A 23526-nucleotide genomic window follows, 5' to 3' on the forward strand; every position below is an offset into this window, starting at 1 on the left:
GCGCCTTGAAGCCCGCGTCGTGGTTCCTGCGTCTCGACATGTTCTGATCTCATCGTCGTTGAAGACCAGCAGACGTCAGATCGTAGCTTCCGTCACTGTCCGGTTTTCGGGGAGTAGCTCAATCTTCGGATGGACGTGGCCACGTCAGCCGACCTCGTGCGGAGCGAGTACATGATCCGGCTTGCATTCTAGTAGTGGGTCAGGTCGCTCGGGACCCGACGCGAGAAGTAGAAGACCCCCCGTTTCACAAATGTGCACGGGGCAGATTTGGTCTCCGGCATGGTCTACGCGTCCAGCTCTCAGCAGTTAAGCTGAAGAGAAACAAGAGGTTGCCTGCGAGACTGGTGCCGCTGAAGGGACTCGAACCCCCGACCCCATCATTACGAATGACGTGCTCTACCAGCTGAGCTACAGCGGCACCGTGGCGCGGCTCTTAGCAGGGGTCCAGGGCCGGGGCCAGCCCCGAATCGACGCGATTTCAGAACAGCAGGAAATCCTCCGCGACGATCTTTCCGCCCCCCTCGATCACGAGGATCAGCGCCGCGTCAGCCGGGCCGCCGCGCCCGTCGATATCGACCCGCAGTTCCCCGGTGGCCCCGTTATAGGCAGCGAGGCCGTCCCGCAGCGCCCCGTCGATCTGCCTGCGCGTGACCTCGCGGACGTCCTGACCGGCGTCGCCCAGCCCGAAGAAGCGGTCGTCCAGCGCGATCCGGTCCCCGGTCTCGAAATCGGTGATCCGCCCGCCGCCCGCCGCATCCGTCACGCGGAAGGCGAAGACGTCCGCCCCGTCACCGCCCTCCAGCAGGTCGCCGCCGCCCCCGCCCGCGAGGATGTTGACCCGCGCGTTCCCGATCAGCGTGTTGGCCGCGGAATTGCCGAACAGGTTGGCCGGTGCCTCGCCCGTCAGCGTCGCGTCCTCCAGCCCGGGGGCAAGCCGCAGCGAGACCGTGCTCAGCGCATGGTCGCGGCCGCCCTCCGCCGCCTCGACGATCACGTCGCCGCGGCTGTCGACGCGGTAGAGGTCGTCGCCCGCACCGCCGATCATCCTGTCCGCGCCGGTCCCGCCGTCCAGCAGGTCGGGCCCGCGGTGGCCGCGCAGCACGTCGTTCCCCCCCTGCCCCAGCAGGCTGGCCGCCGCGGTGCCCCCCAGCACGGTCAGCTCGTCCGCGCCCGCGCCGCCGAACAGTTCGGCCCCGTCCCCGCCGGTCAGGGTGTCGTCGCCCGTGCCGCCGAAGAGGAAATCGCCCGCGCCCCCCGTGATCCCGTCGTCACCGCCGAAGCCGAAGATCGCATCGATGCGGTCCTCGACGACGCTGATCGCCTCGGACGTCCCGTCGCCCAGCGTGGTGTGGTCGAAGAAGCTGGCCGCGTCGCTCTGGCCTTCGAGGGCCTGCATCGCGTCCTCCCAGCCGGAGGTCACGGCCGAGATCGCGGCGTCGAGCGCCCCGAGGATCGCGTCGAACACCCCGTCCAGCGCGTCGATGGCGGCGAAGGCGGGCTGCAACGGCTCCAGCAGGGTGTCCTCCAGCGCGTCGATGGCGCCGAAGAGGTCGATGCCCAGCGACGCGAGCGCGTCGAGCACGAGGTTCTCGACGAAGTCCTGCACGATGCCGATGGCGTCGCCGATCGTCGCGATGATCTCGCCCGGGTTGACGACGACCGCCGGGCTGTAGGTCGCGGGGATGAAGACCGCGGGAATGATCGTGACGCCCGCGACGACGACGGCCGGGGTATTGACCTCCGGCGTCAGCTGCACCCGGGGAACGACGGTGTAGTCGCGGTTCAGCACCCCGTCGAGCGTGTAGAACGCGTCGGAGATCGGTCCGATCGCGTCGTCGATGATCCGCTCCGCCTCCTGCAGCCCCGAAATGTCGGGCAGGCCGCCCTCCAGCCGCTCGACGGCACCCGCCAGCGCCGCGGCCTGCATTTCCAGCGCGGCGGCGAGATCCGGGTCCCAGTCGACCAGCGCGTCGTAGCGCGCCTCGATCAGCGCGCCGAGCCGGGTTCCGCTCAGGTCGGTCTCGGCGAGTTCCGTAAACAGACGCTCCGCCTCGCTTGCCTGCTGCTCGACGATGGTGTCCAGCCCGCCGACCTCCAGCACGCCGTTGAGGACGGTATTGGCCCGGCCGATGATCGTGTCCGCGGGTTCGAGCAGCCGGTTGACCGGCTGCAGCCGCTCGTCCCAGTCCCAGGCGCGGTCCGCCTGCGCCCGGATCTGGTCGATGGTCCGGCCCGCGATCATGTCGAATTTCCTGACCGCCGCCCCGACGCCGTAGGGCACCAGCTTCAGCGGATCGAGGATCGTGGCCGGAATCGTCAGCGGATCGGCGATCCCGTCCAGCGTCCCGGCGACGATCCGCGGGGTGGTGCTCACCTGCTTGAAGACGTTCACGGCGGTAGAGGTGCCGAGGACGATATCCGCCATTTCGTCGACATCCGCCGCGAAGGGCAAGGTCACGTCCCGAAGGTCCGAGGCCGTTCTGGTCATTGCAATATCCTCCTGCTGAAATCGGAGGATCGGAACGCCGGACCCCCGGCCAGCGTAGCACGCCGGGGCCGGAGGGTCCAATTTCTTGACCTAGGGGAAAGCAGTCAGTTGCGCGAGGCGGCGCTCGGCGGCCGGTCCGGGACGGTGCCCTCGCCCGGGGCCTCGCCCACGGGCACGACGACCGGCTCCGAGAGGTCGCGCGTGGTGCCGACCACGTCGGGATTGACCGTGGTGCGCGGCGGCTCGGGCGCGGGCGGCGGCGGCGTCTCGGGCAGGACGACCGGCAACTCCTCTCCGGGGGCGGCCCCGCCGACGAGCAGCGGCACCATCTCCGAGGGCAGCGCGTTGGTCGCGGCCTGGGCGGTGGGCGGCTCGGTCCAGGACAGGCTGTCGAAGGCCTCGCAATGGGTGCAGACGGGCACCCAGATGGCGTGCACCGTGCCGCAGTTCTGGCAGACCCATTGCGGCCCGCGCGAGGCGCCCAGCGCCTTGGCCAGCCAGGCCCGCACCACCGTGTCCGACGCGCCCTCGCCGCGCTCGATCGCCGCCATCAGCGACAGCGAGCGCGCGGTCGGATGCGTCTCGTAGGTCTTGCCCAGCGCGCGTCGGGCCGAGGGGAAGTCCTCGGCGGCGAGATGCAGCTCGGTTTCTAGCAGCTTCGCCTCGGGCGCGTTCGGCACCACGTCGAGCAGCTGGCGGAAGCGGCGGATGCGCGCGTCCGGCGTCTCCCCGGGCTCGATATCGGCGAAGGCGGCGGCGAGGTCGGGATGCTGGGTCTTCTGCCAGGCGGCCTTGATGACGCGCGCGGCGCGGCGCTTGTCGCCGGTCTCGATATGCATCCGCGCGGCCAAGACGGCGGCGGGGACCAGCTCCGGCGCCAGCCGGTTGGCCTCGATCGCCTCGGCGCGGGCGCGGTCGGTCTTGCCCTGGCCCAGCTGCGCCCGGGCCTCGGCCAGCGACAGCACCGCCTCGCGGCGCTTGTAGACGTCCTTCGGCAGCACGCCGGCCTTCAGCTTGGCCGACAACACCTTGCGCGCGCCGTCCCAGTTCTCGTCGCGGGCCTGCAGGCGCAGAAGGGTGTCCTGCACCTCGACATGGCGCGGCTTTAGGGCGAAGGCCTTCTCGGCCAGCTTCATGGCGGTGTCGGTATCGCCCTCCTCCAGCCGCTGGCGCATCAGCCCGCGAATGCCGACGAAGCGCGTCCGGTCGTGGCGGACCAGCGTCTTGTAGGCCTCCTCGGCGCGGGCATGGTCGCCCGCCGCCTCGGCCGCCTGGGCCACGACCAGCGTCGTGACCTCGGGGCGGTTGAGGTACTTCTCGGCCTTCTGCGCCTTGACCGAGGCCTCGCGCGATTCGCCCGCGGCCAGCGCGACCAGGCTCTCGGCCAGCGCGTCATAGCCGCGCTTCTCCCTGTTGCGGGCGAAATAGGTGCCGATGGCCGTGTCGTCGCCGTTGATGAACTTCAGCACCGCGACGAGGAAGCCCAGCAGCTTGAACACGACATAGAGCGCGACGACCGCCACCAGCAGGCCCAGCAGGACAAGCAGCGGCGTCAGCACGTATTCCTGCCCGGCGAAGCGGACGATGACCTCGCCCGACAGCGACAGCAGCCATTGCACGCCGAAGGCGAGGGCCAGGATCAGGGCGATGAACAGGAGGATCTTGAAGAGCGACCAGAGCATTGGGGATCCTCACTCGGTTCCGAGATAGTCAGGAAGGGCGTCGCGCGCGGCGGCGCGGGTGCGGGCGGCGTCGATCCATCCGGCCATGGCGGCCTGCGCCTCGGGCGGCAGCGCCTCCAGCTCAGCCAGGGCGGCGTCGATATCGCCCGCGCGAACGGCGGCCTCCGCGCGGCTCAGGACGGCGTCCGCGTCATCGCCCTCGCGCGGCTCCAGCGAGCGGGCGCCGGTCTGCCGCCGGATGAAGGCGCCGAGCCCCCCGCCTTCGGGTTCGACCAGGCGTGCCTCGGCCAGCGCGTCGCGCGCGGCGTCGGGGAAGGCGGCGGTCAGCTCCGCGACGGTCGGCAGCCCGGTCTCGGCATTGTTGTAGAGCACCAGCGGCACCTCGCCCCCGATCACCGAGAGCGGCTCGGCATAGGGCACACCCGAATCGACCGCGATGCGGATCTGGTTGGCCGCGGCCTCGCGGGCCAGCTCCTCGGCCGAGGCCTCGACGGCCTCCGTCTCCTCGTTCAGCGCGGCCAGCTCCGATTCCAGCGCCGCGACGCGGTCGGTCAGATCCGGCGCGGGTGGAGGCAGGTCCTCGACGGTCGCGGCCAGTTCGTCCACACGGTCCGACAAAGCGCCCAGATCGCCTTGCAGGCCGGACAGGGCATCGACCTGACCAGACAGGGCGTCCAGATCGCCCTGCAGGCCGGAGAGGGAATCAATCCGTCCCGACAGTGCGTCCAGGTCACCCTGCAGGCTGGAAAGAGGCTCGACCTGGCCCGACAGCGCGTCGACATCGGCGCGCAGCGCGGCCAGCGCCTCGCCATTGCCAGAAGGCGCCGTGCCCTCCGACGGGGCGACGGCGGCAGGCGCGGCCTCCAGTGCGCCGACTTGAGACGCGAGCGCGTCCAGCCGCTCGGACATCTCGGCCTGCGCGGCCTCGATGGCCGAAAGGTCCGTCGCCTCGCCCACGGGCAGCGCATCGATCCGCGCCTCCAGTGCGGCCAGCGCGGCGGGATCGACCGTCTCGGCCGGCGGCACGAGATAGGTCGGGATCGCATAGCCGATCGCCCCGGCGAGCAACCCGCCAAGAAGCAGCGGCACGAAGCCCGGCCCGCGCTTCTCGATCACCTGCGGCTGTGCGGCGGCGGCGGGCGGCGGCGCCGGACGCTCTTCCGGCGGGGCCGGGTGACGGGTCTCCCCGGCGCGCCTCTCGTCCTGCGAGGCCTCCGTCTTCATCTCCTCGGGGTCGGCCCCGTCCAGCCGCGCCAGATCGGCCACGTCCTCCTCGGTCGCGGGCGGGACGGTGTCGTCGCCCAGCGGCCGGGCATTGACCGGCGGCACCTCGGTCGGGGCGAGGCCGTCGGACGCGCCCCCGGACTCGGCGGTCATGTCCTCGGGCTCGGGCGCGTCGGCGGGGTCCACCTGCTCGGCGGTGACCTCCCGGTCCATCGCCTCCTCGACCAGCGGCGCGTCCTCCGGAGCGGCGGGCGGGGTCTCGTCCGCCGTCTCGCGGGGGGCGGGCGCCTCGCCGGCGGGATCGGCCAGGATGGCGTCCTCGGGCGGGGGGCTGCCCGGAATCGTGTCGTCGGACTCGGCGACGATCTCGGCCTCCTCGATCCGGTCTTCGCGCGCGGCGTCGGCGTCGGCGATGTCCTGAGGGCCCGTTTCCGATGCGTCGGACGGTGTCGTGGGTCTCGGTTTCCTGGTCTTTCGCGCCAACGCGGTCCCTCCGATGAGCAGGGTCCGGGACGCGGAACCCGGACATGGCACGCTTTACCTAGTCCGAACCGTCCTGCCCCTCAACCGCCGATAAGTCGAGCACCCGAAGCAGCAACGCCCACATCGCCGCCCCATCGGGCGCCTCGGCGATTTCGGAGGCGACGGGCAAAGCCGCCGCCACCGCCGGGCTGAGCGACAGCAGCCGCAGCCGCTCCCAGGCGGCGTCGGGGCAGGCCTGCGCCAGCAGCGCGGCGCTGCGCGGGGAATAGAGCGGGACGACCGCCCCCCGCTCCAGCACGGCGCGGGCGGCAGGGCCGAGCGGCAGGGCCTCCTGCGCGTAGACGACCGCGTCCCGCGCCGCGAGCCCCCGCGCCCGCAGCGCCGCGGCAAGGTCCCCGCGCTGCGCTGCGCCGCGCAGATGCAGCAGCGGCGGCGCCCCCTCCGGGACCGCCCAAGCCAGCGCCTCCGCGTCCGGCGCGACGCCGCGCAGGTCGAGCCCGGCCGCCTCGGCCGCCTCGCCCGTCCGCGGCCCGACGCACCAGACCGGGCGCCCGCCGGGCCCGCCCAGCGCGCGATAGGCCGCGACCCCGTTCCGGGAGGTGAAGATCAGCCCCGGCGCCAGGTCCGGCAGGGCCTCGGCGAAGGTGATCCGCATCAGCGGCGCCTCGACGACACTCGCGCCCAACGCCCTGAGCCGCGTGGCCATCGGCGCGGAGGCCTCGGCAGGCCGGGTCAGAAGCACGGGCAAGACGGGCGCCACGATTGTCCCCCTCCCGCGCGCGGCCTAGATGGGACCGGACGATGGACGCAGGAGCCGCATGGCACAAGACCTCACGATCCTCGGGCTCGAAAGCTCCTGCGACGACACGGCTGCGGCGGTGCTGCGCGGGCGCGCGATCCTGTCGAACGTCGTGCTGCGGCAGGACGACCTGCACGCCCAGTTCGGCGGCGTCGTCCCCGAGATCGCCGCCCGCGCCCATGCCGAGAAGATCGACCTTGCGGTGGAGCGGGCGCTGGCCGAGGCCGGGATCGCCTTGCGCGACTGCGACGCCATCGCCGTGACCGCCGGGCCGGGCCTGATCGGCGGGGTGCTCGCCGCGGTGATGTGCGCCAAGGGCCTCTCGGCCGCCACCGGCCTGCCGCTGATCGGCGTGAACCACCTTGCGGGCCACGCCCTGACGCCGCGCCTGACCGACGGGGTCGCCTATCCCTACCTGATGCTGCTGGTGTCCGGCGGGCACTGCCAGTTCCTGCGCGTCGACGGCCCGGACGCCTTCGCGCGGCTCGGCGGCACGATCGACGACGCGCCGGGCGAGGCCTTCGACAAGGTCGCCCGCCTGCTCGGCCTGCCCCAGCCCGGCGGCCCCTCGGTCGAGGCCGAGGCCGCAAGCGCCACCGGCACGATCCGCCTGCCCCGCCCGCTGCTCGACCGGCCCGGCTGCGACCTCTCCTTTTCGGGCCTCAAGACCGCGGTCCTGCGCGCCCGCGACATGGCCGTGGCCGAACACGGCGGCCTGCCCCGCGCCATCCGCGCCGATATCTGCCACGGCTTCCAGCAGGCCGTGCGCGACGTGCTGGCCGAGAAGTCCCGCCGCGCCATCGCCGCCTGCGACGGGCTCACCGCCTTCGCCGTCGCGGGCGGCGTCGCCGCGAACACTCCCCTCCGCGCCGCCCTGCGCCAGGTCGCCGACGACGCCGGCCTCCCCTTCCTCGCCCCCCCGCTCGCGCTCTGCACCGACAACGCCGCGATGATCGCCTGGGCGGGGGCGGAACTTCACGCCGCGGGCCATCGCGACGACCTCACCCTCGCCGCCCGCCCCCGCTGGCCCCTCGACAGCACGGCGGCGCCCATGCTCGGCTCCGGCAAGCGCGGAGCGAAGGCATGATCGCCGTCCTCGGAGCAGGCGCCTTCGGCACCGCACTCGCCGTGTCGCTCGCCGCCAACGGCCCGGTCCGCCTCTGGGCACGGGACGCCGCGCCGCTCATCGCCCGGCGCGAAAGCCCCCGCCTGCCCGGCATCCCCCTGCCCGAGGCCGTCCACCCGACCGGCGACCTTGCCGACCTCGCAGGCCACGACCTCCTGATCGCGGTCCCGATGCAGACCCTCCGCACCCTGCTCCCGCGCCTGAGCGACCTCCACCCGCCCCACGCAATCGCCGCCTGCAAGGGCCTAGACCTCGAGACGCTGCAGACCCCCACCGACCTCATCGCCGACGCCCTGTCCCGCACCGTCCCGGCCCTCCTCTCCGGCCCGAGCTTCGCCGCCGACATCGCCCGCGGCCTGCCCACCGCCCTGACGCTCGCCTGCGCCGACGACGCGGCCGGCGCCCATCTCCAGACCGCGCTCTCCACCCCGACCCTGCGCCTCTACCGCACCACCGATACGACCGGCGCGGCGCTTGGCGGGGCGCTCAAGAACGTCGTCGCCATCGCCTGCGGCGCCGCCATCGGCGCGGGGCTGGGCGAGAGCGCCCGCGCCGCCCTCATGACCCGTGGCATGGCCGAGATGACGCGCCTCGCCACCGCGCTCGGCGCCGATCCGGCGACGCTGATGGGCCTGTCGGGGCTGGGCGACCTCGCGCTCACCTGCGCCTCGCCGCAATCGCGCAACTTCGCGCTGGGGCTCGCGCTGGGCCGGGGCGAGCCGCCGCCCGACGCGACCACCGAGGGCACCGCCACCGCCCGCGCGGCGCTTCGCCTCGGCGCGCAGCACGGCATCGACCTGCCGGTGACGCAGGTGACGGCGGGGCTTGTCGACGGCAGCCTGACGATCCAGACCGCCATCCAGACCCTTCTCGCCCGCGACCTGACCACGGAGACACCGACATGATGCACGCCCTGATCTGCACCGACAAACCCGGCCATCTCGACACCCGCAAGGCCAACCGCGAGGCCCATGTCGCCTATCTCAAGGCCGATCCCCATGTCGTCCAGGCCGGCCCCTTCCTGGATACGAACGGAGAGATGTGCGGCTCGCTCATCCTCTTCGACACCGGCGACCGCGCCCATGTCGAGGCCTTCGCCGCCGGCGATCCCTACGCGAAGGCGGGGCTTTTCGCCGACACGCGGATCGAGGCCTGGAACCGGGTCATCGGCGGATGAGGTACTGGCTCTTCAAGTCCGAACCCGGGACCTGGTCCTGGGACGACCAGGTCGCGAAGGGCGAGGCGGGCCAGGAATGGGACGGGGTGCGCAACTACCAGGCGCGCAACGTCATGCGCGAGATGGAGGTCGGCGATCTCGGCTTCTTCTACCATTCGCAGGACGAGAAAGCGGTCGTCGGCATCGTCGAGATCTGCTCCGGGTCCCACCCCGACAGCACGACCGACGATGACCGCTGGGATTGCGTCGACATCCGGGCGGTCGAACCGCTCCCCACTCCCGTCACACTGGCCGACATCAAGGCGCGGGCGGAGCTTGCCGACATGGCCCTCGTCCGCCAGTCCCGCCTCTCGGTCCAGCCCGTGACCGAGGCGGAATGGCGCCTCGTCCGCGAAATGGGGGGCCTGTCGGGATAGAGCCCTCCGAACAGCCGTTAACGAACCATCAAGGTTAACGCGCCTCCCCCTCATCTCGCCCCAAATACCTCGGGGGAGCGAGCGAAGCGAGCGGGGGCGGAGCCCCCGACCCGGCCCGACCCGCGCACGCCGACGACGTCAGCCATATCCGGCGGCCGCCGCCACCCACTGGACAAGCCCCGCACCGCCCACTAGCCCCGCCCCGACCCCCGGCCCGGAGCCCAGCCCATGACCGACGACCGTCTCATCGTGGCCCTCGACGTGGCCGACGCGCTCTCGGGGCTGGAGCTTGCGGGCCGCATCGGCGACGCGGTCTCCTTCTACAAGATCGGCCTCGGCATGCTGACCGGCGGCGGGCTCGCGCTGGCGCAGGAGCTCAAGGACGAGCACGGCAAGCGCATCTTCCTCGACATGAAGCTCTTCGACATCGGCGCCACGGTCGAGGCGGCGGTGCGCGGGCTGTCGCGCTTCGATATCGACTTCCTCACCGTCCATGGCGACCCGCATGTGGTCGAGGCGGCGGCGCAGGCAAAGGGCGGGATGAAGATCCTCGCCGTGACGATCCTGACTTCGCTCGACCGCGCCGATCTGGACGCCGGGATGATGGCGCCCGGCGACATGGCCGAGATGGTGGTCGAGCGGGCCGCCCGCGCCTTCGCGGCGGGCGCCGACGGCGTCATCGCCTCCCCGCGGGAGGCCGCGGCGATCCGCGCCCTGCCCGAGGCGGCGGGCCGCCTGATCGTCACGCCCGGCATCCGCCCGGCCGGCGCGGCGCTGGGCGACCAGAAGCGCGTCACGACGCCCGCCGCCGCGCTGGCCGCCGGGGCCGACCACATCGTCGTCGGCCGCCCGGTCCACGCCGCGCCCGACCCGGCCGGGGCCGCGCGGGCGATCCTGGCCGAAATGGCGGGCTGACGCCGCTCAAGGGACGGACTGGCTTCACCGACGCGCCCGTCACCGGGCCGCGGAGATCCGACCGACGAGCGTCGCGCGTCATCCCATCCGGCTCAGAGCGGCCGCAGATCCACGCGCCCGGCCCTGCCACATCGCCGCACCGTCAACGCGCTCGCCCGCGAGGCACCACCGGCTCAAGCCCGCCGGCAACGCGATGCGCGGCATCCGGCTCCGCGGACGCGGTTGCGCGCCGGGTCTGCGGCTCGGGCGGGGCGCGCCCGGCCCCGCTTGACTTCGTCCCCCTCGCCCACAGCTTCCCCGCCACGGTCCAAGCGCGGAGGACCCCGCCGATGCCCAAAGCGATCCCGCTCCTCGCCGCCCTGATCCTCGCCCTCCCGGCCGCCGCGCAGGACCCGGACAGGGACGTCCTGCGCCGCCACGCGCTCGATCTCGTCAACGAGACGCGCGCCGAAGCCGGCCTTCCCGCCCTCACCCTCGCCCCTGTCCTGACCGAGGCCGCGCAAGACCATGCCGACGACATGGCCGAGCGCGACTTCTACGCCCATGTCTCGCCCGAGGGCGTCACCCCCGCCGACCGGTTCCGCGCGGCGGGCGGCAGCGACTGGGCGCTGAGCGGAGAGAACCTCGCCCGCTGCACGGGCTGTCCCGCACCCCCCGACCGCGCCCGGGTCGGGGCCTTCCAGTCCGGCTGGATGCAGAGCCCCGGGCACCGTGAGAACATCCTCGCACCGGGCTTCGATCGCTTCGGCTACGGCATCCGGGCCGAGGGCGACGCGATCTACGCCGTCCAGACCTTCGCCGGCCCCGGCGCGGGCGACGGCGGCCCCGCGCTCGGCCAAGGGACCGCCCGGCAGGCGGCTTTGGCCGAGGTCAACGCCCGCCGCGCCGAGGCGGGCCTCGCCCCGCTGGAGGGGAGCCCGGCGCTCGACCGCGTTGCCGAGGCGGCGCTCGAGGCCCGGCTCGCGGACGAGGACCTGCCCGACGATCTCTTCGCCCTGCTGCCCGAGGGCGGGGGCGGCTGGACCAGCCTCGGCCTCGCCTCCGCCAGCCTCGGCGGGGCGGGCACCGGGATCACCGAAGGCACCGTGACGGAGCTCGTCGACACCTGGACCCGCGACGGCACGCCGCCCGGCGGCGCGGCCGCGACCGCCTTCGGCTTCGCCGCCGCCGCCCGCGCGGACGGGCGCGTCACCGGCATCGGCGTCTTCGGCGGGCGCTGACCTCCGCGCGTCCGGGGGCGATCCACGTCCGACCGGGATCACCCGCAGGTCCGACGCGGATCACCCCTCAAATCACCCCGCCAGTTTCGCCAGCCGCGCCATCAGCGAGGAGGTGTCCCAGCGCCCCCCGTCCATCGCCTGCACGTCCTTGTAGAACTGGTCCACCAGCGCCGTTCCCGGCAGCGGCGCCCCGATCGCGTCCCCCTCGGCCAGGCAGATGGCGAGGTCCTTGCGCATCCAGTCGACGGCAAAGCCGTGGTTCCACTCCCCGGACAGCATCGTCTTGTGACGATTGACCATTTGCCAGCTTCCCGCGGCGCCGCCCTGGATCACCTCGACCACCGCCTCGCCGTCGAGCCCGGCCTTCTGCGCAAAGAGCATCCCCTCCGAAAGCCCCTGCAGCAGCCCCGCGATGCAGATCTGGTTGACCATCTTCGTCAGCTGCCCCGCGCCGATCCCGCCCATCAGCCGCGTGGCCTTGGCATAGGCCTGCATCACATTGTCGGCACGGTCGAAATCCGCCTGCGCCCCGCCGCACATGATGACCAGCTGCCCGTTCTCGGCCCCCGCCTGACCGCCCGAGACGGGCGCGTCGACATAGGCGACGCCCTTGTCCCCCGCAGCCTCGGCCATCTCCCGCGTGACGCCCGCCGAGACGGTCGTGTGGTCGACGAACAGCGCGCCCTCCTCCATCCCGGCGAAAGCCCCATCTTCCCCGAGACATACCGAGCGCAGGTCGTCGTCATTGCCGACGCAGGCGAAGACGATCTCGGCCCCCTCGGCCGCCGCGCGCGGGGTCGCCGCCGATCGGCCGCCATGCGCCTCGGCCCAGGCTTCGGCCTTGGCGGCCGTGCGGTTGTAGACGCAGACCTCATGCCCGGCCTTCGCCAGGTGCCCCGCCATCGGGGCGCCCATCACGCCCATTCCCAGAAACGCCAACCGAGCCATTCCGACCCTCCCTTTGCATCGTCATCCGCTCCCGGTTAGATGCCCCCCTCGGGCAGGGGTCAACAGGGCACGCGCCGCATGGAAAAGCTCTTTCGCTGGTCGTTCCGCATCGTGACGGTGACGCTGCTGCTGGTCGGGGCGGCGGTGCTGCTGGCGCTGTGGCTCGCCTCGCGCTCGCTTCCGGATTACGACCGCACCGAAGAGGTGCGCGGCGTGACGGCGCCGGTGGAGATCGTGCGCAACACCCACAACGTGCCGCATATCTTCGGCGAGACCGACGCGGACGTGTTCTTCGCGCTGGGCTACGCCCATGCGCAGGACCGGCTGTGGCAGATGACGCTGCTCAGGCGCACGGCGCAGGGCCGCCTGTCGGAGGTCTTCGGCCGCCGCACCCTGCGGACCGACGAGCTGTTGCGCCGGCTGGGCCTCTACCGCGCTGCCGCGCTTTCGGTGCCGGCCCAGACGCCCGACGTGACCGAGATGCTGGAGGCCTATTCGGCGGGCGTGAACGCCCGGATCGAGGTCATCAACCGCGACGCCTCGGGCCGCGGCGCGCCGGAATTCTTCCTGTTCGAGCCGCAGATCGCCCCCTGGCGCCCGGCCGATTCCATCGCGCTCGCCAAGCTGATGGCGCTGCAGCTCTCGGGCCATGTCGGCGAGGAGGTGCTGCGCGCCCGCGCCTCGCTGGTGCTGGACGACGCGCGGCTGGCCGACCTGCACCCCGAGGCGCCCGGCGACGGGGTGGTGGAACTGGCCTCGGCCCGCGACCTCTTTCCGCAGCTCCGGCCCACCGATCACGCCAGCCTGCGCCCCGACATGTGGCCCGTCCCCCGGCGCGGGCTGGAAGGCGCGTCCAACGTCTTCGCCGTCGCGGGCGACCATGCCGCGGCGGGGGGCGCGCTGCTCGCCACCGACCCGCATCTGGGCCTGCAGGCGCCGACGCTGTTCTACCTCGCCCGGCTGGAGCTTGAGACGGGCGGCGTCATCGGCGCCACGATCCCGGGCATGCCGATCATGCCGGTCGGCCGCTCCGACGCGATCGGCTGGGGGCTGACCACGACCTACATGGACGACCAGGACGTGATGATCGAGCAGCTCAACCCCGACAACCCGGAGGAATACCGCACCCCGGAGGGATGGGCCGAGTTCGAGACCGAGCGCTCGATCCTGACCATCGCCGACGACGCGCCGGTCACGCTGACGCTGCGCCGCACCGTCAACGGCCCGGTCCTGACCGGCAGCCAGTTCGACCTCGGCACCGTGACGCCGCCGGGCCATGTCGCGGCGCTCGCCTGGACGGGGCTCTCGACCGAGGACAGCTCGCTCCGCACGGGGCTGGAGCTGATGCGCGCCCGCACCATCGAGGCGGCACTGACGGCGACACGCCACCACATCGCTCCGGCGCAGAACCTGATGGTCGCCGGACCCACCCGGATCGCGATGCAGGTCATGGGGCGCCAGCCCGACCGCGACCCCGCCCATCAGAGCCAGGGCCGCATCCCGGCCCCGGGCTGGATCGAGGCGAACCGTTGGAACGGCCTGCGCGACTTCACCGACAACCCGGTGTGGCTGGACCCGCCGGGGGGCCTGCTGGGCAACACCAACAACAAGGTGGTGGACCGGCCCTTCCCCGGCCATGTCAGCTTCTGGTGGGGCGACACCCAGCGCGTGCAGCGGATGGAACGGCTGATCGAGGGCCGCGACATCCACACCCGCCAGAGCCTGATCGACGCCCAGCTCGACACCGTGTCGAACGCGGCGCGCTCGCTGCTGCCGCTGGTCGGCGCCGACCTGTGGTTCACCGGCGAGGCGGCGCCCGGCGGCACGCCAGAGCGGCGGCGCCAGACCGCGCTGGAGCTGCTGGCCGCCTGGAACGGCGAGATGTCGGAGCACCTGCCCGAGCCGCTGATCTACGCCGCCTGGATGCGCGCCCTGCAGGACCGGCTGATCCGCGACGATCTCGGCCCGCTCGCGGACGAATACACGCGGCTGGAGCCGATCTTCATCGAGCGCGTCTTCCGCGACGTGGACGGCGCCGCCGCCTGGTGCGACGTCATCCAGTCCTCGGTCGCCGAGAGTTGCTCGGACATCGCGCGCCTGTCGCTCGACGACGCGCTGCAGTACCTGACCGAACGCTACGGCGGCCGGGTGGAGGCCTGGCGCTGGGGGGACGCGCACGAGGCGCGCCACGACCATCCCGTGCTGGGCGAGATCCCGTTCCTCGGCGCCGTAGTGAACATCCGGCAGTCCAGCTCCGGCGGGGACAACACGTTGCAGCGCGGTCGGATGTCGGGCGAGATGCCCGACCCCTTCGCCAACGTGCACGCGGCCGCCTTCCGCGGGGTCTACGACTTCGCCGATCCCGACAGCAGCGTCTTCATCACCTCGACCGGGCAGTCCGGCCACCCGCTCTCGCGCCATTACGACGACCTGGGCGAGCTGTGGCGGCGAGGCGAGTACATCCCGATGACGCTCGACCCCGATCTCGCCCGCGCCGGGGCCGTCGGCGTCACGACCCTGGTTCCGGCCCCGTAAGGTGGGCATCCCCATGCCCGCCGCCCTCTAGCCTAAAGCCTTTCCCAGCCTCGGCAATTTCGCCCGCTTCATCAGCGGGCGCAGCGGCTGCTGCTCGCCCGACAGCCGCTCCGCCGTCGCGCGGACCTGCTCCACGGCGGCGGCGACCGGCTCCGGATCGGCGAGCCAGAGCCCCATCAGGAAGACGTCGGGCGGTTGCAGCTCGATCCCTTCGGCGGCGACGTCGCGGCGGGGGAAGTCCCGGATGTTGAGCGTCACCAGCCGGTCCGCCCCCGCGTCGGAGGCCGCGGCCAGAACATGCACGTCGTTCGGGTCGGGCAGCCAGAGCCGGGCCTCGGTCGCCGTGCCCGGCCGGACCTCCGCCTCCGGCCAGCGGGCCCGCAGACTGGCGACTTCGCCCCGCGCGATCTCCTCCCCGCCGGGGATCTTGCGCGCGGCGCGGGCCCATTCCTCCAGCACGCGGGGCGACCAGAGCGGGCGGTAGAGCCCCGCCGCGGCGCAGCCCAGCAGGACCTCGCGCAGCACCGTCGGATAGAGGACGCAGGCGTCGAGGAAGACCTTCACGGCAGCAGGCGGAAGGTCAGCGCCTTGAGATAGCCGCTCTCGGCCAACTGCGGGTGGACCGGGTGATCGGGGCCGGCGAAGCCGGTGCGGATCAGCTGCGCCTCGCGCCCCGCGCGCCCGATCCCGCGGATGCAGGCGGCGTGGAACTTCGACAGCTCTGCCGCATGGCTGCAGGAACAGAGCGTCACCGTGCCGCCCGGCGCGACCAGCGGCGCGGCCAGCCGCGCGACCCGTTCATAGGCGCGCAGGCCCGCCGTCAGCGCGGGCTTGGCCGGGGCGAAAGCGGGCGGGTCGGCGACGACGATGTCGAAGCGCTCCCCCGCCTCGGCCAGTTCCGTCATCTGCGCGAAGGCGTCGCCCTTGCGCGTGCCGAGCGTCTTGCCCATCGCCCGCGCGCCGCCCTCGGCAAGCTCCAGCGCCGGGGCCGAGCCATCGACGGCCACCGCCTCGGCCGCGCCCGCGGCCAGCGCCGCCAGCGCGAAGCCGCCGACATGGGCGAAGACATCGAGTACGCGCGCGCCTTTCGCGAGCCGCGCCACGAAGGCGTGGTTCGGGCGCTGGTCGTAGAACAGCCCGGTCTTCTGCCCGCCCGTCAGGTCGGCCAGGTAGATGGCGCCGTTCATCGGCACCTCGACCGGGCCCTCCCGGCCGCCGACCAGCCACCGGCTCTCCTCGCCCAGGCCTTCGGCGGCGCGAGCCCTCCCGCTGGCGTTGAAATAGACGTGTCGCAGACCGAGGGCCGTCAGCGCCTCGCCGAACGCCTCGGCCCGCGCATCCGCCCAGGCGGCGTTGGGCTGCAGAACGGCGGTGTCTCCGAAGCGGTCGATGACGACGCCGGGCAGCCCGTCGGCCTCGGCATGGACGAGACGGTAGAAGGGCGCGTCATAAAGCCGGTCGCGCAGGGCGAGGGCCGTACGCAGCCGGGCCTCGATCCAGGCGGCGTCGATCTCGGCACCGGGGTCGCGGTCCAGCATCCGGGCCGCGATGCGCGAACCCATGTTGACGGCGGCGAGGCCAAGCGGCGCCCGCTCCGCATCCTCCAGCACGGCCACCGTTCCGGGCGCAAGCGCGCGGCTGCGGCGATCGGCGACGACGTCGTCGAGATAGGCCCAGGGGTGGCCGTGGCGGAGGCGCCGGGCGTCCACCTTGGGACGCAGGCGCAAGACGGGGCGGGAAGGGGCGTCGGTCATGCCTCCGCCTATCCCGGCGACGGGGCCGGGATCAATGCGCGCCGCGCTCGGGTGCTGCGGGGCGCAGACGCGCGACGAGCGCCGAGAGCGAGGAGCGGAAATAGGCGGCGCGCAGCGCGCGGGCGCGGGTCTCGATGGCGACGATGTCGGTCTGGGCGGGGGTCATGGGACGGATCCTTCGGGAACTGCGGTCTGTTGCGAAGGGAGCTATGCCCCGGCCCCGGCGATCACCAATGCCGAGCCCGAAACCCCGGGTTGCGCGCGCGGCATGGTCCCCCGTCCGGCGTCCAGGACGGCGCGAGGGCCGCCGATCGGGCGGCGGGCCGGATGCGCCCGCGCCCGGCGGGACGTGCACGGGAGGGGCCTGCGCGAGCGGCGGCCCATCCCCTGCCTCGCGAGACGGAGATGTGCGGACTCGCCAGGCAAGGCCATGCGGAACGCTCGGATCCCGGCCCGGAGACCAATCGGTCAGGGAAGATCCGGAAGGTCGGGCAGATCGGGCAGGTCCGGAAGATCGAGCAGGCCGAGGGGGTCGTCTCCCTCCCCGAGCCCGGCGAAGTCGAGTTCTTCCTCGCCGGACGCCCTCTCATCGCCGGACAGGTCGCGCAGACCCGGCAGATCCGGCAGGGCGGCGGGCGCCTGCCCGACGGCGTCGTCCCCGGCGCCGGGCAGCGCGAGGGCCGCGGGGCGAGCCGCGAGAGCGGCGTCGCGGTCGCCCATATCCTCTGGCTCCCCCCCCTGCTCGACCGGCTGGCCGGGATCGGCCGCGAGGCGGACGGCACGGGCCAGGCCGATGCGGCCCAGCCGCACCGAGAGCGTCAGGCCGTAGGGCATCCGGGTCCGGCCCGGCCGCCCACGGCCCGAGGCGCCGGACAGGAGCCGCAACTCCTCCAGCGGGGAGCCGTCGAGCGGGATGACGTCACCCGGCTCCAGCGCGACGAGGTCGGCCAGCGTCAGGCGCAGCGGCGGCAACACCGCGTCGAGCCGCACCGGCGCCGTCCGGGCGATGCGGTCCATCGCCTCGCACCAGTCCGGGTCGGGCAACGCGATCTCCTCCGCGCCTTCGAGGTCGTCCTGCCCGGTGGTGGCGTCCGGCAGCAGTAGGTCGATCCGCGCCGGGCGCACCCCGTCGCCCAGGGCGAGGTCCAGCGTGACCCGGATCCAGTGCTGCGCCGTCAGGGCGACCGGAAGGGATGCGCTGCCCGACAGGAAGGTCCCGGTCCGCAGCGGCCCCGGCCGGGGGCCGCGGTGGTCTCGGGGCAACTGGGCCGCCACCTCCTCCAGCAGGGCGGCGGCGAAGGGCTGGGCGAGGGCCGCGTCGATCCGGGTCGGGCGGCGCGCGGCGCGGGAGGGGCCGTCGATCCGGCCGATGGTCTGGATCTCGACCAGGGCGTCGACCGCGGCCGGGTCGAGGACGAGAACCCCGGTCATCGCCGCCAGCAGGTCGGCGGGCGGCCGCCGCGCGCCGGGCGGCAGCAGCGGGTCGACCATCAGGCAGAGCCCGAGCTGCGGCAGATCGTCGAAGGCCGTCGCGGCGGGCGCCGCGCCGGACCGTCGCCCCGCAATCGACAGGCCCAGCGCCGGAAGCCCGTCCGCCACGCGGAACGCCGCCGTGGCCAGCGCGCGTTCCAGCGGAGACGGCGCGGCAGGGGCGTCGCCCTTCGCCGAGGCGCCGACGCTGCCGGCAAGGCGGCGCATGACGGAGGAAGGGCTGGAACGGGGCATGGCCTGCGCGGTCGGGACGGTGTGGTCCCCTTCTGCGGCAAACCCGTTAACGAAGCGTTTCGAGCAGGGTCGCCGGCGCCTCCGCTGCCGTCGCGGGCAGCCGCACGCGGAAGGCGCCGCCGCCGCGGCCGGGCAGGTATTCGATGCTTCCGCCCAGGCGGGCCATGACCTCGCGGCAGATGGCGAGGCCGAGGCCCGCGCTGCCCGCGGCGGCCTGATCGCTGAGCCGGGCGAACTTCTCGAAGATCAGGCCCCGGTCGCGCGGGGCGATTCCGGTGCCGTTGTCGACGAAATCGATTCGCAGCTCGTCCCCTGCCCGTCCGACCTCGATCCGCAGCTCGGGCCGCTCGGCGTCGCAATACTTGGCGGCGTTGGTCACGAGGTTGATGAAGACCTGCGACAGCCGGTCGGGGTCGGTCACGATCTCGACCGCCTCGGCCTCCGGATCGCGGATGACGTCGAGACGGGCGGCGGCGGCGGAGCTCGACGCCGTCACCGCCCGGTCGATCACCTGCGACAGGGTCACGGGCGCGGCGTGCAGCTCGACCTGCCCGTTCTCCAGCACGCTGAGGTCGAGAAGGTCGTCCAGCAGGCGGGTCAGGCGCTGGCTCTCCTCGAGGATGATGCCGCTGTAGCGCACCTGCTCCTCGGGTCCGAGCCCGCCGCCGCGCAGGATCTCCGAGAAGGCACGGATCGAGGTCATCGGCGTGCGCAGCTCGTGGCTGACCTGGCTCAGGAAGGCGTCCTTCTGCTGCGCGAGCAGGGTCAGCTTGTCGTTCGTCTCGCGCAGTTCGCGCGCGGTGCGGGTCAGCTCGGCCTCGCGGGCCTCCAGCCGGGCGGAGTATTCCATGACCTGCGCGGTCTCGTCGGCCACGGCGATCAGATCCTCGACCGAGACCGCCGAATCGCCGGTGATGCCCGTGACCATGGCGTGGGCGGTGGCGGCGCCGACCGAGCCGGACAGCTCCCGCTCGAGCCGCTCGATCAGGGCGGGGGTGGATTGCGGCAATTCCTTGGGCCGGCCCTGGGCACGCGCCTCGGCGGCGAAGATCGCCTGCGCCTCGGGCGCGCCGAGGATGCGCTGCGCCATGATCAGAAGCTCGTCGGCCCCCGCCTGCCCGCCCGCCCGCCCCCGCGGCGCGGCGGCGCGGTCGAAGACCTGCACGAAGCGCGGCGCCTGAAGCTGCTCCATCGGCGAGGGGCGCGAGGCGAGCGAGACGGCGCAGAAGGCGATGCAGTTGAGCCCCAGCGACACCACCACGGCCGAGACGAGCGGGTCGCCGGAGATGCCGAACATCGCCTGCGGGCGCAGCCAGTCGATCCCGCCCGGCCCCGCCGCCAGCCAGCCGTCGATCATCGGCCCGCCGGCGAAGACCGGCACCAGCATCGTCCAGGCCCAGAGCGCGAAGCCCGTGACGATCCCCGCCGCCGCGCCGAGGCCCGTCGCCCCCCGCCAGAACAGCCCGAAGACCAGCGCCGGCAGCACCTGCGCCATGCCCACGAAGGAGATCAGGCCGATCGAGGCCAGCGCCGCCGTGCCCCCGGTCACGCGGAAGTAGAGATAGCCGAGACCCAGCACGACCAGGATCGACGCGCGCCGCGCCCGCAGGATGACGGTGCGCACGTCGCCCGAGATCTGCGCCTGTTCGGGCTCTCGGCTGGCCAGCCAGAGCGGCATGACGACATGGTTCGACAGCATGGTGGCCAGCGCCACGGCGGCCACGATCACCATCGACGTGGCCGAGGAGAAGCCGCCGAGGAAGGCCAGCATGGCCAGCCCGTCCTGCCCCTCGGCCAAGGGCAGGGTCAGCACGAAGAGGTCCGGGTTCGACCCCTCGGGCAGGCGTGCGAGGCCCACCACCGCGATCGGCACCACGAAGAGCGACATCGCCATGAGGTAGAGCGGGAAGGCCCAAGAGGCGGTGGCGAGATGGCGCTCGTCCGAGTTCTCGACGACGAGGACCTGGAACATCCGCGGCAGGCAGATGATCGCCGCGGCCGAGACGGTGATGAGCCCGGCCCAGCGGCCGGGCGCCGCCGTCCAGTCCGCGATCGGCGAGGCGTCGATGGCCTGCGCCACCGCGGCGGGACCGCCGGCCAGGCCCCAGACCACGAAGATGCCGACCGAGAGCAGCGCGATCAGCTTGACGACCGCCTCGACTGCGATGGCGCCGACGATGCCGTGATGGCGCTCGCCCGCGTCGAGGCGCCGGGTGCCGAAGAGGATCGTGAAGACGGCCAGCCCCAGCGCGACCCAGAGCGCGGTGCTGCCCGGCTCCTCCGGCCCATCGCCCGGCGGGGCGAAGACCGCGAAGGAGGCGGTGACCGATTGCAGCTGCAGCGCGATATAAGGGGTCGTGCCGACCACCGCCAGCAGCGTGACCAGCACCGCAAGTCCGTTGGACTTGCCGTAGCGCGACGAGATCATGTCGGCGATCGAGGTGATCCGCTCGGCCCGACCGATGGCCACCAGCTTGCGCAGCAGCCACCACCAGCCGACGAAGACCAGGGTGGGGCCGAGATAGATCGTGATGAACTCCAGCCCCGAGCGCGCGGCGTAACCGACGGCGCCGTAGAAGGTCCAGGCGGTGCAATAGACCGACAGCGACAACGTATAGACCAGCGGGCCGCGCAGCAGGCGGGTATGCCCGCGCTCGGCCGCACGCTCGGAGGCGAAGGCGACGAGGAACAGCATCGCCACATAGGTCAGGCTGACCGCCAGCAGAAGGTTCAGGGAGAGCGTCATTCAGGGCTCGGGCGGCCCGTCATGTCGCGGCCCGTCATGTGGCAGCCCGTCAGGCGGCGGGTCGCCGGGCCCGGCGGACGGAACCTCGGCAGGCTCGGCGGCGAGCGCCCGGGCGAGCCAGACCGCCAGCAGGATCAGCCCGCCCCAGGCCGCGAAGAGATAGAGCCCCCAGGGCCGCGTGGCCCCCCGGGCCGCGTCCGAGCCCGACAGCACCAGGTCGGGCAGCAGCATCAGCCCCAGCCCCAGCACCGGCAGCAGCCGCGCGGCGTCGCGCAGCCGCTCGCGCCGCCAGGCGCGGCGCTGCGCGGCCGAGGCGGCGCGGCTGGGCCGGACGGAGAGCCGCCGCGAGGCCATCTCAGCTTGCGTCGTCCGCGACGGCCCGGCCGGCCAGTTGCTGCACCGCCGCCAGAAGCTCCGCGTTCGAGAAGGGCTTGGTCATGAACCGGCTGACGCCCAGCGCCTCGGCCCGCTCCCGGTCCTTGGCCTGGCCCTTGGCGGTCAGCATCAGCACCGGCAGGTCGGGCCGGGGGCCGCCGCGGATCTCGGCCAGGACCTCGAAGCCGGACTTGCCCGGCAGCATCACGTCCAGCACCACGACGTCGGGCGCGTGGCGGTCGACCGCGGCCAGCGCCGTCGCCCCGTCCGGATGGGTCGAGACGCGCCAGCCGTCGCGCTGGAGGATGAAGGCCAGGGCGGTGGCGATGTTGGGTTCGTCCTCGACCAGCAGCACGCGGCCGGGCGCGGCGGGTTCAGCTTCGGTCATGACAGGCCTCCCCCCTGCATGTCGCCGTTCCTCCAGCCTCCTCCAGAGGGGGCCGCGTGTCCAGAGGCGCGGCGACCCGGGTCATCCGGGCAGGACCGACGGCTCCCTCCGCGCGGCACAGCCGGTGCGCGGGCAGACCCGGCAGCCCGGCCCGACCGGCAGGGCGTCCGCGCGATCGCGCACGGCGCGGGTCAGCAGCATCGTGGACCGCGCCGTGGGCACGGCGTCGAACCGGGTCTGCGGCAGCGGCGCGGCGACCGCATGGGCGACCCAGACCGCACCGTCGGGCATCTCCAGCCGCCGCGTCAGCGCCCGGCCCGGCTGCGACAGAGCCTCGTAGAGCGGCCAGAGCGGGCAGCCCGCGCCGAAGACCGGCAGGCCGAAGCCCGCCACCGCCTTGCGCCGGATCAGCGCGCCCGAGGCGTCGCAGATCACCAGCCCGCGGGCCGGATCGGTCACGCCGAGGCGCCGCAGCACGAGCGCGGCGTCACCGCACGCGGCCTCCAGCAGCGCGTCGGGCTCCTGCGTGGCCTGCAGCATCGACAGCGGCAGGCGCGCGGCATCCTCGGCATCGCCGCGCAGGACCGCTGCGGCGAGGGCGCGCGCCTCGGCGCCCGGCAGCTCGGCCACGAGGTCGGGGATGGCCTCGGCGCCGCGGGCCTCCAGCGCGGGGAAGGCGTGGTCATGGGCGTCGAGGAAGCGCGCGGCGACCTCGGGCGGGGTCAGGCGGGCGTCGTCGCCGCCCTCGGCGGCGCGGTCGAGATAGCTGACCACCGCCTCCGCCCCGTCGGCGAGGCGGCGGCTGTCGCTGTCGAGATTGGCATGGAAGCGGCGCAGCCAGTTCGGGTCGATCTCGGGCGTGCTGGCGAGGATCGAGGCGGTCGAGCGGACGACCGAGACCGTCGACAGAAGCTCGTGCATCGCCTCGGCCAGGGCGGGATCGTGGGAGAGCCGGTCCGACAGCGCCTCGATCGTGTCGGCCTGCGCGGCCAGCCGCTCCGACTGCGCGGCGATGACGGCGGCCCAGCCGGGATAGCGGCGGGCGAGTTCGGCCGCGGCGGCGAGGTCGTCGGCGGGCAGGCCCTGCGCCGCGCCGGCCGCACGCAGCGCGTCGAGCAGCGATTCGTCCACATCGGCGGCGAGCGAGGCGCGGGTGGTGTCCAGCGCCTCGGCGATGCGGCCGAGCAGCGCGCCGCCGATCGGCCTGCGGTCGTGCTCGATCAGGTTGAGATAGGAGGGCGAGATGCCCGTCCGCGCGGCCAGATGCGCCTGCCGGACGCCCAGCGCCAGCCGCCTTTCCCGGATGCGCCCCCCCGTAGATCCGCGCGCCGATGCCGGCATCTTCCCGTTTCCCCCCGCGTTTCAGACACTTGCCGCAGTCGCAAATTCCCGGCCGCCGCGGCCGCGCGCAAAGAAATTTACAGAATACGGCAAAATCCTGTCATTCCATTTACAAATGAAGCCCTGCCCCGCCAAGCACTTGTTGAAACGATTTCCCCCTGTGCCCGATAATTGCGCCAGCCTG

At 73.2% G+C, this 23526-nt stretch carries 20 protein-coding genes and 1 tRNA gene; 7 read left to right on the top strand and 14 right to left on the bottom strand.

The features are described from left to right. Positions 1-342: 342 nt before the first annotated feature. The 5 genes from DR046_RS19045 to DR046_RS19065 all read right to left on the bottom strand — a co-directional run bounded on the left by DR046_RS19045 (position 343) and on the right by DR046_RS19065 (position 6637). Positions 343-418: transfer RNA gene (locus DR046_RS19045), tRNA-Thr, on the bottom strand. A gap of 60 nt (positions 419-478) precedes the next feature. Then, positions 479-2488, bottom strand: coding sequence for a calcium-binding protein (locus DR046_RS19050; protein WP_115383964.1), 2010 nt, complete (start codon positions 2486-2488; stop codon positions 479-481). A gap of 104 nt (positions 2489-2592) precedes the next feature. Continuing rightward, on the bottom strand, positions 2593-4170 hold the full coding sequence (locus DR046_RS19055) for a heme biosynthesis protein HemY (protein WP_115383965.1): 1578 nt from the start codon (positions 4168-4170) through the stop codon (positions 2593-2595). A 9-nt stretch (positions 4171-4179) separates the two neighbouring features. After that, entirely contained in the window at positions 4180-5877 is a 1698-nt protein-coding gene (locus tag DR046_RS19060) for a mitofilin family membrane protein (protein ID WP_115383966.1), read from the bottom strand. Between the two features lie 58 nt (positions 5878-5935). Beyond that, positions 5936-6637: a uroporphyrinogen-III synthase gene (locus tag DR046_RS19065; RefSeq protein WP_115383967.1), complete on the bottom strand. Its 702-nt coding sequence runs from the start codon at positions 6635-6637 to the stop codon at positions 5936-5938. A 58-nt stretch (positions 6638-6695) separates the two neighbouring features. Between DR046_RS19065 and tsaD the strand changes: the two genes are divergently transcribed. The 6 genes from tsaD to DR046_RS19095 all read left to right on the top strand — a co-directional run bounded on the left by tsaD (position 6696) and on the right by DR046_RS19095 (position 11530). Next, positions 6696-7763 carry a tRNA (adenosine(37)-N6)-threonylcarbamoyltransferase complex transferase subunit TsaD gene (gene tsaD, locus DR046_RS19070; RefSeq protein ID WP_115383968.1) on the top strand — a complete coding sequence of 356 codons (1068 nt, stop codon included), beginning with the start codon at positions 6696-6698 and terminating at the stop codon, positions 7761-7763. Then, positions 7760-8707, top strand: a complete 948-nt coding sequence (locus tag DR046_RS19075) for an NAD(P)H-dependent glycerol-3-phosphate dehydrogenase (protein WP_115383969.1) — start codon at positions 7760-7762, stop codon at positions 8705-8707. The genes tsaD and DR046_RS19075 overlap by 4 nt, the downstream gene beginning before the upstream one ends. Then, positions 8704-8979: a YciI family protein gene (locus DR046_RS19080; RefSeq protein WP_115383970.1), complete on the top strand. Its 276-nt coding sequence runs from the start codon at positions 8704-8706 to the stop codon at positions 8977-8979. The genes DR046_RS19075 and DR046_RS19080 overlap by 4 nt, the downstream gene beginning before the upstream one ends. Then, positions 8976-9395: an EVE domain-containing protein gene (locus DR046_RS19085; RefSeq protein ID WP_115383971.1), complete on the top strand. Its 420-nt coding sequence runs from the start codon at positions 8976-8978 to the stop codon at positions 9393-9395. The genes DR046_RS19080 and DR046_RS19085 overlap by 4 nt, the downstream gene beginning before the upstream one ends. 228 nt (positions 9396-9623) lie before the next feature. Then, positions 9624-10310 (top strand): orotidine-5'-phosphate decarboxylase, encoded by a 687-nt coding sequence (gene pyrF, locus DR046_RS19090; protein ID WP_115383972.1) that lies wholly within the window; start codon positions 9624-9626, stop codon positions 10308-10310. Between the two features lie 329 nt (positions 10311-10639). Beyond that, positions 10640-11530, top strand: a complete 891-nt coding sequence (locus DR046_RS19095) for a CAP domain-containing protein (protein ID WP_115383973.1) — start codon at positions 10640-10642, stop codon at positions 11528-11530. A gap of 72 nt (positions 11531-11602) precedes the next feature. Here DR046_RS19095 and DR046_RS19100 read toward each other — a convergent pair whose 3' ends face one another. Then, positions 11603-12478, bottom strand: a complete 876-nt coding sequence (locus tag DR046_RS19100) for an NAD(P)-dependent oxidoreductase (RefSeq protein ID WP_115383974.1) — start codon at positions 12476-12478, stop codon at positions 11603-11605. A gap of 78 nt (positions 12479-12556) precedes the next feature. Here DR046_RS19100 and DR046_RS19105 point away from each other — a divergent pair, with 78 nt between their 5' ends. Beyond that, entirely contained in the window at positions 12557-15013 is a 2457-nt protein-coding gene (locus DR046_RS19105; protein WP_115383975.1) for a penicillin acylase family protein, read from the top strand. Positions 15014-15040: 27 nt separating this feature from the next. Here DR046_RS19105 and DR046_RS19110 read toward each other — a convergent pair whose 3' ends face one another. From DR046_RS19110 to DR046_RS19140, 8 genes are all read right to left on the bottom strand, one after another. Continuing rightward, complete coding sequence (locus tag DR046_RS19110; RefSeq protein WP_115383976.1) at positions 15041-15577, bottom strand: RSP_2648 family PIN domain-containing protein; 537 nt, start codon at positions 15575-15577, stop codon at positions 15041-15043. Continuing rightward, positions 15574-16767 carry an RSP_2647 family RNA methyltransferase gene (locus DR046_RS19115; protein ID WP_115383977.1) on the bottom strand — a complete coding sequence of 398 codons (1194 nt, stop codon included), beginning with the start codon at positions 16765-16767 and terminating at the stop codon, positions 15574-15576. Before DR046_RS19115 ends, DR046_RS19110 begins: the two co-directional genes overlap by 4 nt. Positions 16768-16798: 31 nt before the next feature. Further along, positions 16799-16933 (bottom strand): RSP_7527 family protein, encoded by a 135-nt coding sequence (locus DR046_RS24715; RefSeq protein ID WP_280652862.1) that lies wholly within the window; start codon positions 16931-16933, stop codon positions 16799-16801. Positions 16934-17235: 302 nt separating this feature from the next. Then, the gene (locus DR046_RS19120; protein ID WP_167767189.1) at positions 17236-18465 is read right to left on the bottom strand and encodes a flagellar motor switch protein FliM; all 1230 of its coding nucleotides are present in this window, start codon (positions 18463-18465) and stop codon (positions 17236-17238) included. Between the two features lie 73 nt (positions 18466-18538). Then, positions 18539-21238, bottom strand: coding sequence for an ATP-binding protein (locus tag DR046_RS19125; RefSeq protein ID WP_115383979.1), 2700 nt, complete (start codon positions 21236-21238; stop codon positions 18539-18541). Then, positions 21239-21592 (bottom strand): hypothetical protein, encoded by a 354-nt coding sequence (locus tag DR046_RS19130; RefSeq protein ID WP_245191012.1) that lies wholly within the window; start codon positions 21590-21592, stop codon positions 21239-21241. 1 nt (position 21593) lies between these two features. After that, positions 21594-22001, bottom strand: coding sequence for a response regulator transcription factor (locus tag DR046_RS19135; RefSeq protein WP_115383980.1), 408 nt, complete (start codon positions 21999-22001; stop codon positions 21594-21596). Positions 22002-22082: 81 nt separating this feature from the next. Then, the gene (locus tag DR046_RS19140; protein ID WP_115383981.1) at positions 22083-23342 is read right to left on the bottom strand and encodes a short-chain fatty acyl-CoA regulator family protein; all 1260 of its coding nucleotides are present in this window, start codon (positions 23340-23342) and stop codon (positions 22083-22085) included. Positions 23343-23526: the final 184 nt, after the last annotated feature.

This window comes from Jannaschia formosa, from assembly GCF_003340555.1.
Lineage (GTDB): Bacteria > Pseudomonadota > Alphaproteobacteria > Rhodobacterales > Rhodobacteraceae > Jannaschia > Jannaschia formosa.